The 12726-nt window shown below is 70.0% G+C and carries 10 protein-coding genes; 5 read left to right on the top strand and 5 right to left on the bottom strand.

The window, feature by feature from the left end; translation table 11 throughout:
- Window positions 1-3 precede the first annotated feature (3 nt).
- Entirely contained in the window at window positions 4-945 is a 942-nt protein-coding gene (locus FLV34_RS26040) for an ATP-binding cassette domain-containing protein (RefSeq protein WP_142650510.1), read from the bottom strand.
- A gap of 651 nt (window positions 946-1596) precedes the next feature.
- On the opposite strand from FLV34_RS26040, the gene FLV34_RS40725 reads away from it, so the two are divergent.
- Entirely contained in the window at window positions 1597-2874 is a 1278-nt protein-coding gene (locus FLV34_RS40725) for a glycoside hydrolase family 18 protein (RefSeq protein WP_240971899.1), read from the top strand.
- Window positions 2875-2889: 15 nt separating this feature from the next.
- Here the strand turns inward: FLV34_RS40725 and FLV34_RS40720 are convergent, their stop codons facing one another.
- Both FLV34_RS40720 and FLV34_RS26030 read right to left on the bottom strand, forming a co-directional pair.
- Window positions 2890-3033 (bottom strand): hypothetical protein, encoded by a 144-nt coding sequence (locus FLV34_RS40720; RefSeq protein ID WP_187280735.1) that lies wholly within the window; start codon window positions 3031-3033, stop codon window positions 2890-2892.
- A 136-nt stretch (window positions 3034-3169) separates the two neighbouring features.
- On the bottom strand, window positions 3170-3499 hold the full coding sequence (locus FLV34_RS26030; RefSeq protein WP_142650511.1) for a hypothetical protein: 330 nt from the start codon (window positions 3497-3499) through the stop codon (window positions 3170-3172).
- A 625-nt stretch (window positions 3500-4124) separates the two neighbouring features.
- Here FLV34_RS26030 and FLV34_RS26025 point away from each other — a divergent pair.
- From FLV34_RS26025 to FLV34_RS26010, 4 genes are all read left to right on the top strand, one after another.
- A complete protein-coding gene (locus FLV34_RS26025; protein ID WP_147944337.1) occupies window positions 4125-5519 on the top strand; it encodes a cellulose binding domain-containing protein in 1395 nt (464 codons plus the stop codon).
- A gap of 5 nt (window positions 5520-5524) precedes the next feature.
- The gene (locus FLV34_RS26020) at window positions 5525-7141 is read left to right on the top strand and encodes a chitinase (protein WP_147944336.1); all 1617 of its coding nucleotides are present in this window, start codon (window positions 5525-5527) and stop codon (window positions 7139-7141) included.
- Between the two features lie 101 nt (window positions 7142-7242).
- Complete coding sequence (locus tag FLV34_RS26015; RefSeq protein WP_240971900.1) at window positions 7243-8655, top strand: carbohydrate-binding protein; 1413 nt, start codon at window positions 7243-7245, stop codon at window positions 8653-8655.
- A 465-nt stretch (window positions 8656-9120) separates the two neighbouring features.
- Complete coding sequence (locus FLV34_RS26010; RefSeq protein WP_142650515.1) at window positions 9121-10494, top strand: hypothetical protein; 1374 nt, start codon at window positions 9121-9123, stop codon at window positions 10492-10494.
- A gap of 64 nt (window positions 10495-10558) precedes the next feature.
- Here the strand turns inward: FLV34_RS26010 and FLV34_RS26005 are convergent, their stop codons facing one another.
- The gene (locus tag FLV34_RS26005; protein WP_142623512.1) at window positions 10559-10966 is read right to left on the bottom strand and encodes a hypothetical protein; all 408 of its coding nucleotides are present in this window, start codon (window positions 10964-10966) and stop codon (window positions 10559-10561) included.
- Window positions 10967-11098: 132 nt separating this feature from the next.
- On the bottom strand, window positions 11099-12256 hold the full coding sequence (locus FLV34_RS26000; RefSeq protein WP_142650516.1) for an AI-2E family transporter: 1158 nt from the start codon (window positions 12254-12256) through the stop codon (window positions 11099-11101).
- Window positions 12257-12726: the final 470 nt, after the last annotated feature.

Genomic DNA, 12726 nt, shown 5'->3' with positions numbered 1-12726 from the left:
CGGTCAACGCGTCCTCCCCGAGGTCGTGGTGCCGGTGAGGGCGAGGAACGCCTCGTCGAGCGTGGGCCGCCGGACGGCGTGCTCGGCGAGGGAGACGCCGGCCTCCTCCAGCCGCCGGAACACGGCCAGGCTCACGGAGGAGTTCAGCAGTGGCACGCTGATCAGCCCGTTCTCGCCGCGGTGCGGGGTCAGCCCGGTGACCTCGGCGAGGATCAGTTCCGCCTTGTCCGCGTCGTGCTCGGGCCGGATCTCCAGACGCCGGTCACCCGCCCTGGCTTTCAGCTCGCCCGGCGTGCCCGTCGCGGCCACCACGCCGTGGTCGATGAGCACGATCTCGTCGGCGAGCTGGTCGGCCTCTTCCAGATACTGCGTCGTGAGCAGCACGGTCGCCCCGCCCGCCACCTGCTCGCGCACGATGCGCCGCAGGTCCGCCCTGGCGCGCGGGTCGAGCCCGGTCGTCGGCTCGTCCATGAAGACGATGGACGGCCGGCCGACCAGGCTGACGGCGAGGTCGAGCCGACGCCGCATGCCGCCGGAGTAGGACCCCGCCGCCCGGTCGGCTGCGTCCTCCAGCGTGAACTCGGCGAGCAGCGCCGCCGCCCTGCTCCGGGCGTCGGCCCGGCTCATGCCGAGGAGCCGTCCGATCATCACGAGGTTCTGCCGCCCGGTGAGCTTCTCGTCCACCGACGCGTACTGGCCGGTCAGCCCGATCAGCCTCCGCACCTCGGCCGGCGCCTTCACCACGTCGTGCCCGCCGACCGCCGCCCGGCCCTCGTCGGGGGAGACGAGCGTGGCGAGGATGCGGACCGCGGTGGTCTTGCCGGCGCCGTTCGGGCCGAGCACGCCGAGCACCGTGCCCGGCGGCGCGGCGAGGTCGACCCCCGCCAGCGCGGCCTTGTCGCCGTATCTCTTCACGAGGCCGTGGGCCTCAATCGCGTACGTCATGCTCCGACGGTCGCCGCCCGTGCTGGCACGGAGCTGGCAGAGGGCTGGCAGAGGGCTGGCGGAGGGCTGGCCGGAAGCTGGCACCGTGCTGGCACGGAGCCAGAATGAGACTCGCGCAGCGTCGGCAGGGTGTCGGCACGGTGTCGGCACGGCGTCGGCACCATGGCGAGCGCGGGCGGCGGTCTCGCCGGTCGCGGCGAGCGCGAGCGGCTGGGTGGAAGTAGCGAACGTGGGCGGCGGTCTCGCTGGTCGCGGTGAGGGTGAGCGGTGGGTGAAGACGGCAGGGTCAGGGGCGGGCAGAAGCGGCGAGCGCGAGCGGCTGGGTGGAAGTAGCGAGCGCGGGCGGCGGTCTCGCTGGTCGCGGTGAGGGTGAGCGGTGGGTGAAGACGGCAGGGCCAGCAGCGGGTGGAAGTGGCGAGCGCGAGCGGCAGGGCAGAAGCGGCTGGGGTGAAACTTGCAGAGAAGGGCGGCATCGCGGATAACCGCAGGTGATGCCCCTGGAACGCGCCCACCTGCGACATGAGACGCGCATAACCCGGGCTTAAGACTGCGCCGCTTGTACGTCCGGCGATGACGTCACTACGCTCCCGCGGCATTCCTCTTCCCGCCTCCATGTTCGTCGCGGAGGCTCGTCCTTGTTCGGAGCCCACCATGGGAGCGATCACGCGTGGCGCCTTCGCCGTCGTGGTCCTGAGCGCCGTGTTGTCCTCGTTGTTCGTGGCCTGTTACGACCTGGTCCGCGCCACCGAGACCGGCGTCAGCGCCGTCGGCCAGACGCAGGCCAGAACGCGTGTCGTGGTGCGCAAGGCCGCTGCCGCGCCGGCCCAGGGCACGCCGGCGCGGGTCGTGGTCGCTCCCGCGCAGGGCGCATCGGCGCAGGGGGCCGCTCTGGCACAGGCCGCCGTCGCTCCGGCCCAGGCCGCACCCGCTCAGGCCGCGGTCGCAGGCGCGCAGGGGGCCGTTCCTGCACAGGCGGCACCGGCCCAGGCCGCGGTCGCTCCCGCGCAGGCCGCACCGCCGCAGCCGGCCTCTCCCGAGCAGGCCGCGTCTGCGCGGGCCGCCGCACCCGTGCCCGAGGTGACGGTCACCGTCACCGTCACGCCGTCGCCGTCCCCCTCGCCGGGCCGCATCAGGGTGGGCTACGTCTCGCAGCGCGGCGCGTACGGTGCGACGTCCACCGTGCGCGACCTCGACACCAGCGGGCTGGCGGGCAGGCTGACCCACGTCTTGTACGCATTCGCGAACATCGACCCCGAGTCGCTGACCTGTCTCAGCGGGGTCACCCAGCCTCTCGCGCCCGACCCCAACGACCCCGACCAGGGCGACGGCGCGGGCGACGCCTGGGCCGACTACCAGCGTGGTTTCACGGCCGCGGAGTCGCTGGACGGTGTCGCCGACCCTCCGGACGCCCCGCTCGCGGGAAACTTCAACCAGCTGAAGAAGCTCAAGGCTCGCCACCCTGGCCTGAAGGCACTGATCTCGATCGGCGGCTGGACCTACTCCAAATACTTCTCGGACGTCGCCCGCACCGCCGCCGCCAGGCAGAGGTTCGTGAAGTCGTGTCTCGACGCCTACATCAGGGGCGACCTGCCGGGAGCCGGAGGCAGGGGCGGCCCGGGCAGCGCGGCGGGCGTCTTCGACGGCATCGACATCGACTGGGAGTGGCCGGGTGGCGGGGGTCACCTGGGCAACCACACCGGTGCCGATGACAGGCGGAATCTGACGGCCCTGCTGGCCGAGTTCCGCGCGCAGCTCGACGCGCTCGGCGAGGCCACCGGCCGCCACTATCTGCTCACGGTCTACCTGCCCGCCGACGCCGATCGCATCGACGCCGGGTTCGAGCTGGAGAGGATGGTCGGCCTCGTCGACTTCGTCAACGTCCAGCGCGAGGGCCGGCACGCCGTCCGCGAAGGCGCGATCCTGCGCTGAGCCGCCCTCGCCGACCTACTCGCGGTGACCCGCCCCGGCGGCCACGGCGACCTGTACGCGATGCCTGCCCTGCCTGCGCGCGGTGCCCCGCCCGGCGGCCACGGCGACCTGTACGCGATGCCTGCCCTGCCTGCGCGCGGTGCCCCGCCCGGCGGCCACGGCGACCTGTACGCGATGCCTGCCCGCCCTGCGCCTTGCCCTGCCCGGGCAGGCCGGGGCGGTCTCCTGGCTGGGGGAGCGGCGATGGCGGCGTTCCCCGTTCCCCGTTCCCCGTTCCCGTTCCCCGACTGAGCCGTCAGCCCGAGAAGCGGACCTTCGCGCCCCGGCTGGTGATCGACAGGACGCGCACCGACAGGCCGTTCAGGCTGCCGCGCGCGCCTTCGCCGAGCGTCACGCTGACGCCGGGCCCCCACACGTGGACCATGGGACTGTTGAAGAAACCGCTGTGCACCCTGGCGACGCGCACTCTGGACAGGTGGTAGCGGCTGGCGACGCGGAAGCTGACCGGCTTCGTGATAGTGATCGTGCACTTCCCGTCGTAACAGGCGCGGAGACTCGGCTTCGCGGCCGCGCTCGCCGGGGTGGCGATGAGGGACACCGCCGTTGCGGCGGTCGCGAAAGCCAAGGCAGTTATGGCTGTCCGGTGCATGAGCTCCCCTGATGTCCGTGGCACGGAACGCCTGACTTATCCATTTACACACGGTTACGGACCGACAGTAACGAATCGCCAAGGGAAGGTAAAGCACGTTCCGCAGTCGAGAACACACGCTTCGTCTCATCACGCGCCCGATCGTCCGCGGAGGCAACCGACGGACGTGACCTGACAGGCGGGTGCCGCCCACGATGTGGCGCGCTCGACATGTCCGACGCACCCCGCGCGGGAAGTCCGGGCGCCTCTGACAGGCGGTGTGGACCTTAATGGCCGAGCAGCCGGCCCTTAACACGCGCATAACCAGGTCCCGTACGCCGAGCGGCGATGACACGGTTCGTTAGGAACGCTGTCGAATTGGGTCTTGTGGACCCGCGACCGCGAAGCTACGATCCGTACAACTCTTAGGAAACTTTCCTAAAAGAACGACCGGGAGCCGCATATGGCCCTTCCTAACCTCTAGCGCCTTCCTCTCGCGTCCCGTCACCAGACGCCCTTGAGTGCCGTACGGCCGGTGCCGTTCCGATCGGCCGCCTCCGTCAGGCGCCGGCCGTACGGATTCCCATGACCTCCCCGTTCACCCCCCACAGAGGTTGTGTCCATGCAGATCAGGTACGTCTGGCGTGCGCTCGCAGCGATGGCCGCACTCGCGCTCGCTCTCGTCGCGCTGCCCGCCGAGGCCGCCACGGTCAAGGCCGTCTTCTCGGCCGACTCCGACTGGGGCTCCGGCTATCAGGGCCGCTACACCATCACCAACACCGGGACCGCGGCGATCTCCGGCTGGACGGTCGAGTTCGACCTTCCGGCGGGTTCGACTGTCGGGACCTACTGGGACGCGCTCATGACGCGTTCCGGCGACCACTACACGTTCAGGAACCGCGAATACAACGGCGGCCTGGCTCCCGGCGCCGCCACGACGTTCGGGTGGGTGAACGGCGGGCCCGGCAAGCCGGTCAACTGCCGCCTCAACGGTGGCCCGTGCGACGGTGCGACGACCTCGCCGTCCCCCTCGCCGAGCCCGTCTCCCAGCACGTCACCAAGCCCGAGCCCGTCGCCGAGCCCCAGCACGTCACCAAGCCCGAGCCCGTCGCCGAGCGCCTCTCCGAGCTCGCCGCCGCCCGTGCCCCTGCGCGCCGCGCCGTACGTGGACATGGGCGCCTGGCCCACCCCGAGCCTGATTGCGATGGCCTCGGCCTCCGGCCTGAAGAGCTTCACCCTCGCGTTCGTCACCGCGTCGGGCTGCAAGGCCATGTGGTTCAACGCGTACGACCCACGGCAGAAGTGGGCGAAGGACCAGATCGACGCGATCCGGGCCGGCGGCGGTGACGTCAAGGTGTCCTTCGGCGGCGCGACCGGCATCGAGCTCGCCCAGGCGTGCACGGACGTCAACGCGCTGGTCACCGAGTATGACGCCGTCGTCACCGCGTACGACCTGAAATACATCGACCTCGACATCGAGGGATCCGCGGCGGCCGAGCCCGCGTCCATCGCCCGCAGGTCGCAGGCGCTCGCCCGGCTGCAGCAGGCCCATCCCGACCTGAAGATCTCGCTCACGCTGCCCGTGCTGCCGAACGGCCTGACCTCCGACGGCCTCAACGTGGTGCGGTCGGCCCGCGACGCCGGAGTGCGGCTCGACGCCGTCAACGTCATGGCCATGGACTACTACCAGTCCGTCGACTACGGCGACGCGGCGGTCCAGGCGGCGAACAGCGTCTTCGCGCAGCTCAAGAGCCTCTATCCGAGCCTGTCCGACGCCCAGGTGTGGCGGATGGTCGGGGTCACGCCGATGCTCGGCCAGAACGACGACGGCCGGATCTACAACCAGGACGACGCCCGCCAGCTCGTCGCCTTCGCCAAGGGCAAACACCTCGGGCTGCTGGCCTTCTGGGAGATGACCCGCGACCGCAACGCCTGCACCGGCGCGCTCTACTCCTGCACCAACATCCCCCAGTCGCCCTACGAGTTCTCCAAGATCTTCGCTTCGTACACGGGATGACGCACATGAAGAAGCTCATCGGCCTGGGCGCGGCGGCGTCCGTCGCCTTCGCGGGCCTGCTCACGGCGACGTTCACCGGCCCGGCCCTCGCCGCCAACATCGCGGCCAATCCGGGGTTCGAGTCGGGTCTGTCGGGCTGGACGTGCGCGTCCACGGCGCAGGCGGTGTCGAGCCCGGTCCACGGCGGATCGGGGGCGTTGTCCGCGACCCCGGCCGGCAGCGACTACGCCCGGTGCGAGCAGACGGTCACCGTCAGGCCGTCCACGACGTACGCGTTGTCGGCGTGGGTGCGGGGGAACTACGTGTTCCTCGGTGCGACCGGCACCGGGGTGAACGCCCAGACGTGGGCGTCGCCGGGATCGGCGTGGTCGCAGCTTTCGACGTCGTTCACGACGGGGTCGTCCACGACGAGCGTGACGATCTACGTCAACGGCTGGTACGGCCAGGGCACCTACTTTGCCGACGACGTCGTCCTCGACGGCCCCGGCACCCCGCCCTCGCCCTCTCCGCCACCTTCGGCGAGCCCGTCCCCGTCCCCGTCCCCGTCCCCGTCGGCGTCCCCGTCCGCGTCCCCGTCACCCTCGCCGAGCGCGCCGCCACCACCGGGCGGCAAGCGGCTGATGGCCGGATATCTGCACGCCTCGTTCGCCAACGGCTCCGGCTACGTCCGGATGGCCGACGTCCCCGACGCGTGGGACATCATCGACCTCGCCTTCGGCGAGCCGACCTCACCCACCTCCGGCGACATCCGGTTCACCCGCTGCCCGGCCACGGAGTGCCCGAATGTCGAGGGCGACGCCGAGTTCGTCGCGGCCATCCGCGCCAAGCAGGCGGCCGGCAAGAAGGTGCTGATCTCGATCGGCGGCCAGAACGGGATCGTCCAGCTCACCACCACCACCGCCCGCGACAAGTTCGTCCAGTCCGTCTCGGCGATCATCGACAGGTACGGCCTGGACGGCCTCGACATCGACTTCGAAGGCCACTCGCTGTCGCTGAACGCCGGTGACACCGACTTCCGCAACCCGACCACCCCGGTGGTCGTGAACCTCATCTCGGCGATCAAGACGCTCAAGGCCAGGTACGGCGCGAAGTTCACGCTCACCATGGCCCCCGAGACGTTCTTCGTCCAGCTCGGCTACCAGTTCTACGGCCCGGGCCGCAACGGCACCGCCGACGCCCGCTCGGGGGCGTACCTGCCGGTGATCCACGCGTTGCGTGATGACCTCACGCTGCTGCACGTCCAGGACTACAACTCCGGGCCGATCATGGGCCTCGACAACCAGTACCACACGATGGGCGTGGCCGACTTCCACGTCGCCATGACCGACATGCTGCTCACCGGCTTCCCCGTGGCCGGTGGCGCGACGTTCCCGCCGCTGCGTCCCGACCAGGTGGCGATCGGCCTGCCGGCCGCGCCGTACGCCGGCAACGGCTACACGAGCACGGCCGAGGTGCAGAGCGCCTTCACCTGCCTGGCGAAGGGGACGGGCTGCGGTTCCTACCGGCCGCACGGCACCTTCCCCGGCCTGCGTGGCCTCATGGCCTGGTCCGTCAACTGGGACAGGTACGCGGGCTCCGAGTTCTCCCGTTCCCACAGGGCGTATCTCGACGCCCTGAAGTGATCCCCCCACCCACCCCCCAACCCTTGCGAGGAGAAATGCACCTTCGCTTTGGTACCGGCCGGCGTGCGAGGACGGCCCTCGCTCTGCTCGCCTCCCTCCTCATGGCCGTCGCCGGACTGGTCGCGGGCACGGCCGCGTCCGCCTCGGCGGCCCCGAACAGCGTGGTCATGCTGGCCTACCCGGCATGGGCCCCGAACACCTGGTACGCCATCGGCGCCCGCGTGACCTACAACGGCGTCGACTACGAGTGCATCCAGGCGCACACGTCCCTGGTCGGCTGGGAGCCCCCGATCGTCCCGGCTCTGTGGAAGAAGGTCAGCGGCGGCGGCAACCCGTCCCCGAGCCCGTCGCCGACGCCGCCCGCGGGCGCGCCAGGCAAGCCGGGCAACCCGTCGGTCACCGGCACCACGAACTCGTCGATCTCGTTGTCGTGGGGCGGGTCGAGCGGCACCGTGACCGGCTACCGCGTCTACGAGGGCACCTCGGTCAAGGCGACCGTCGGCGGCACCAGCGCCACGATCTCCGGCCTGGGCACCTGCACCACCCACACGTACACCGTCAAGGCGTACAACTCGAACGGCGAGTCCGCGGCGAGCGGCTCGGTGACCGGCACCACCACGGGCTGTCCCGCGAGCGGCGGGAAGCTGCCCGGCGCGCCCTACCTGTACATGGGCTGGGGCAACCCGCCGAACCCGGCGACGGTCATGAACGCCACCGGCGTCAAGCAGTTCACGATGGCCTTCATGCTCTCCAGCGGCGGCTGCAACCCGGCCTGGGACGGCTCCCGCCCGCTGTCCGGCAGCCCTGACGCCACCGCGATCTCGCAGATCAAGGCCGCGGGCGGCAACGTCCAGATCTCCTTCGGCGGCTGGTCGGGCAACAAGCTCGGCCCCAACTGCTCCAGCTCGTCCGCCTTCGCCTCTGCCGTCCAGCAGGTCATCAACGCCTACAGCCCGGCCGTCGTCGACTTCGACATCGAGAACAGCGACGAGTTCGAGAACGAGGCCGTGCAGGACCGCATCCTCGGCGGGCTGAAGATCGTCAAGCAGAACAACCCGAACGTCAAGGTCGTCGTCACCTTCGGCACCACCACGACCGGCCCGAGCTGGTGGGGCACCCGCCTGATCAACCAGTCGAAGGCGCTGGGCGTGAACATCGACAACTACACGATCATGCCGTTCGACTTCGGCGGCGGCGCGAACATGTACCAGAACACCGTCAACGCGGCCGAGGGCCTGAAGAACGCGCTCAAGTCGGCCTGGGGCTGGAGTGACGCGCAGGCGTACGCGCACATGGGCATCTCGGGCATGAACGGCCTGTCCGACCAGCAGGAGCTCACCTCCGTGGCCACCTGGACCCAGATCCGTGACTGGGCCAAGTCCAAGGGCCTCGGCCGGCTCGCCTTCTGGGCGGTCAACCGCGACCGCGGCTGTCCCGGTGGGGGCGTGGTGTCGAACTGCAGCGGCATCGCGCAGAACGACTGGGACTTCACGCGGATCACCGCGGGCTTCTGACCCGTCGGCCTCTCGACGGCCAGAGGGATCCGGGCACGGCCCGCCGGACCGGATCCCTCGCCGCCCGCGCGGATGCGAGCGCGCACCGTTGTGAGCCCAGACCGTTGTGAGCCCAGACCGTTGTGAGCCCAGACCGTTGTGAGCCCAGACCGTCGCGAGCACGGACTGATGTGAGTACGGACCGACGCGAGTCGGGCCGCCATGAGCAGGCGGTCGGCTCGGCGGGGGTGACCCCCCCACCCGCCGTGCCGGTCGCCCCCGTGCGTGGGGGCGAGCAGGCCGATCAACATTCCGACGATCATGGCCACGGCAACGGTGATCCACAGGCGAATTTTCATCGAAGTCTCCCGAATGTAACGCTCCGTGGTCACAATACCCCGAAATGTGACGGATCGCGATGGCCGACGGCCCGAATCGGGGAACGAGTCGCCTGTACGCCCATTCGTCAGGCAGGCTTGGCACGTCATGGAATACGCGATCCCCACCAGCATCGTCCTCGTCGCCGGCGTCGTGCTCGCCCTCGTCGCCCAATGGAAGGGCTGGCGGCCGTCCCTCGCCGTCACGCTCACGTTCGGCATCGCCGTACGCGTGCTGATCATGGTTCTGTCGGCCAGGGACACCCACTGGCAGCCGGTCGACTACGTCAACAGCTTCCAGCCCGCCGGTGTGGCGATCCTCGACCACCGCGATCCGGTGCTCGAGAGCAACGGCGGATGGCACTTCCTCCCCACCATCCCGTACATGTACGGCCTGCTGCTGTGGCTGGGCATCCCGTGGGAGTACGCCGGGCGCATCGTCACCGTCGTCGCCGACGTCGTGCTGATTCCGCTGGTCGGCAAGCTGGCCGGGGCGCGGACCGAGAAGCTGCGCGCGTTCCAGTACGCCTGCAACCCGCTCGCGATCCTCGTCGCCTCCGTGCACGGCCAGGTCGAGCCGGTCTCCCTGGTCTTCGGGGTCGCGGCGTACGTCGTGGCGCGCGGCCCGGGAGAATGGCGGCGCCCCGAGCCGCTGCCGTGGGCCCACATACGGCTCGCGAACCGCGACCTGCCGCTGCCGTGGATTTCGCCGGCCGAGATCGTGCGGCGCATCGTCCACCCGTCGGACGAGGACCGCGCGGCGACGGGCCGGGCCGTGTGGGCGGGTCTGCTCATGGGGCTCGCGCTCTGCGCCAAGAGCTGGCCGGTGATCCTCGTGCCTGCTCTGCTGATGTTCCTGCCGGGGCTGCGCAGCCGCCTGGTCACACTGGTCGCGACCGGCGTCTCGCCGGTGTTCTTCCTGCTGACGCTCCCGATCGGCGGCTGGACGGAGTGGCGGCAGCTGCCCGAGGTGCTCAACACCATCGGGCTGCGGCCCAGCGACGTCCGCCCGATCACGGGTGACTGGGGCTGGACCGCTGTGGTGAGCGGCGGACACTGGAACCTCGACCCGACCCCGGCCAGGATCGGCCAGTACATGATCTACGCCGCGATCGTCGCCTGCCTGTTCTGGTGGCGCAAGGCCGATCCGGTCGACGTCACGATCGCGATCCTGCTGTCCTTCATGATCTTCACGCCGCGCCTGGGCGCGCAGTATCTGCTGTGGTTCATGCCGTTCCTGGCCGCCCGGCCCACCCGCTGGGCCTGGCCGGCGATCATCGGCAGCTCGCTGTGGGCGGCGATCGGATACATCGTGCTCACCCAGTTCCCCGGGCCCAAGTGGGGCGAGCTGCACGTGCCGTGGTCGATCGGCTCGCTGGTGCTCTTCCCGGTGCTGATCGCGGCGATCCCGTGGCGGCGCAGGAACACGGAGATCACGCCGGATTCGCTTCCGGGGGAGAGGGAGAGCGTCCCCGCCACCTGAGCCGGGGCCCCGGTCTCCGGTCGCGTCTCAGGTCAACGCCTCAGGTCACATCTCGGGTCACGCCTCAGGTCACGATGAGGCGGACCATGTGGCCGTGGCTCGCGTAGCCGGAGTCGCCGTCGAGCATCCCGGTCACGCACTCGAACACGCCCGGTGCGGCCTGCCGTACGAAGAAGACGGTCTCGGCGATCGCCGACAGCAGCCGGATCACGTCGCGCTGCACGTGGACGCCCTCTCTGTCGCCGGCCAGCGAGACCGTCACCTCGTACACGCCGTCGTCGAGCAGCCGTTCACCGGTCAGCAGCCACTCCGATCCGCACGCCCGGCGCAGGTGGGGGAGCAGATGCGCCTCGGGCTCCTCGGCCACCCACCCGTCTCGTGCCATCGCGTCGAGCAGGGCGGACACCTGTGGCTCCATCGCCGAGGCGTCCGCGATCCCGGTGAGGCGCTCGTCGTTGTCCCATCGCCGCATGATCAGACCCTAAGCCGGAGCACGGCGGCGCACTCCGCAAGCGCTCCGTGTCGGGTTCCGTCCTCGCAGCTCCACCCGAAATGTCGCCCACGGCTCTGCGCCCGGACGGTCTGCGCCCGGACGGTCTGAGCCTCAGCGAGGCTCGTGCTGTTCGGACTGCTCGTGCTGCTCAGACTGTTCGGGCCCTCCGGCCTGTTCCGGCCGGGGGTCGGGTTGGGAGCTGGGTTTGGAGCCGGGATCGGAGCTGGGGGAGCGCTCCGGTAGTCGTCCTGAGATGAGCGCGGCGGCCCAGGCGCCGTCCGGATCGCTGTCGACGAGCAGAGCGCGGACGAGCAGGCTCAGCGGGATCGCCAGCAGCGCGCCGAGCGGACCGAGCACCCACGTCCAGACGATCAGCGAGAGGAACGTGGCCGTGGTGGACAAGCCCACCGCGTCACCCAGGAACTTCGGCTGGATGAACGACTGGATCACCACGTTGATGGCGATGTAGGCGATGATCACCAGCAGCATCGTCTTGGGCCCGCCTTCCAGCAGTCCGAGCAGCGCCGGCGGGATGAGGCCCAGGATGAACCCGATGTTCGGGATGTAGTTCGTGATGAGGGCGAGCACCCCCCACAGCAGCGGGAGCGGCACGCTCAGCACGTACAACACGATGATGTCCAGGACCGAGCAGATGAGGCCGAAGACGGTCGAGACGACGAGGTAACGACGAGTCCTGTACGTGAAGGACTTGAGCGCACGGGCGAGGGCGGGACGTTCGGCCGACGCGGCGTCCACGATCCGGGCGAACACGGGAGCGTCGAGGCTCATGGCCAACAGCAGCACGACGATCAGGAACAGGCTCGACAGCACGCCCAGAAGGCTGCTCAACACGCTCTGGGCGAGACCGATCAACTTGCTGAAATCGAGCGACGACAGCGCCTTGTTGAGCTGTTCACTTCCGTAGCCGAGGCTCGCCGCCCAGTGCTGGAGGTCGGCCACCATCGCGTTGAACTGCACCGCGTACGTGGGAGCCAGGATGGCGAGCTGCGCGGCGGCGAGGCTGAGCACCGCGACCATGCCGAGCAGGACCAGCAGCACCACCGCGAGGGGGAGGGCCACCTGCAACCACACCGGCGCGTTGTGGCGAGCCAGCCAGCCGCGCACCGGGGCGACCGCGATGACGAGGGTCAGCGCCAGGACGACAGGGCCGACGATCGAGCCCACCGCCTGGACGCCGGCGAGGGTGATCACTGCGGCCGCGGCACAGACCAGCACGATCAGGGCGCGAGGGAACCCCTGTCGAGTCACGTCCCGTACCTACCCCTTCTCCCTGTGGAAAGGCTGTGCAAGGTGGATCAGTCGTAGCACGCCCCGGCCCCTACCCTTGCCCGCGCGGGCGAGTCGTGACGGGAATGAAGCCGGGTCGGGCGTCGTTCGATTCGTGCGGACCTTCCACCCAGTGGGTGACCTGCTGGAATAGGTCTCCGCACAGGTGCGTTGGAGCTTAGCCGGGCCAAGTCGTCGGCAGGCCCTGGTAATCTTGTGGTGTCGGCGCGGTTCGGCGCACTCCTCTTCGATCACTTCGGTGGTTGTCTTGCGTGTGCGCGGGTTGTCGTCGGCGCTCTCCTCTGCTTTTTGATCTTTCGGATCTGGTGGTTTTGCGCCGGGCTGGGAGTTCGGGTAAGTTAGAGGGGTTGCCCCGGAAACGGGGGGTCGGAATTCCTGTCGGTCGGCGGGTTTCGGGTCAAATGAAGTCCCGGTGGGGCGGATTTGACACG

The sequence above is a fragment of the Microbispora sp. CSR-4 genome, from assembly GCF_008033685.1.
Lineage (GTDB): Bacteria > Actinomycetota > Actinomycetes > Streptosporangiales > Streptosporangiaceae > Microbispora.
Note: the sequence above shows the minus strand (reverse complement) of the source record. Positions and strands in the feature narration are given on the sequence as shown.

Coding starts and splice junctions, on each gene's coding strand:
- FLV34_RS26040 (WP_142650510.1), bottom strand. CDS start 945: ATGACGTACGCGATTGAGGCCCACGGCCTCGTGAAGAGATACGGCGAC.
- FLV34_RS40725 (WP_240971899.1), top strand. CDS start 1,597: ATGGGAGCGATCACGCGTGGCGCCTTCGCCGTCGTGGTCCTGAGCGCC.
- FLV34_RS26025 (WP_147944337.1), top strand. CDS start 4,125: ATGCAGATCAGGTACGTCTGGCGTGCGCTCGCAGCGATGGCCGCACTC.
- FLV34_RS26020 (WP_147944336.1), top strand. CDS start 5,525: ATGAAGAAGCTCATCGGCCTGGGCGCGGCGGCGTCCGTCGCCTTCGCG.
- FLV34_RS26015 (WP_240971900.1), top strand. CDS start 7,243: ATGGCCGTCGCCGGACTGGTCGCGGGCACGGCCGCGTCCGCCTCGGCG.
- FLV34_RS26010 (WP_142650515.1), top strand. CDS start 9,121: ATGGAATACGCGATCCCCACCAGCATCGTCCTCGTCGCCGGCGTCGTG.
- FLV34_RS26005 (WP_142623512.1), bottom strand. CDS start 10,966: ATGCGGCGATGGGACAACGACGAGCGCCTCACCGGGATCGCGGACGCC.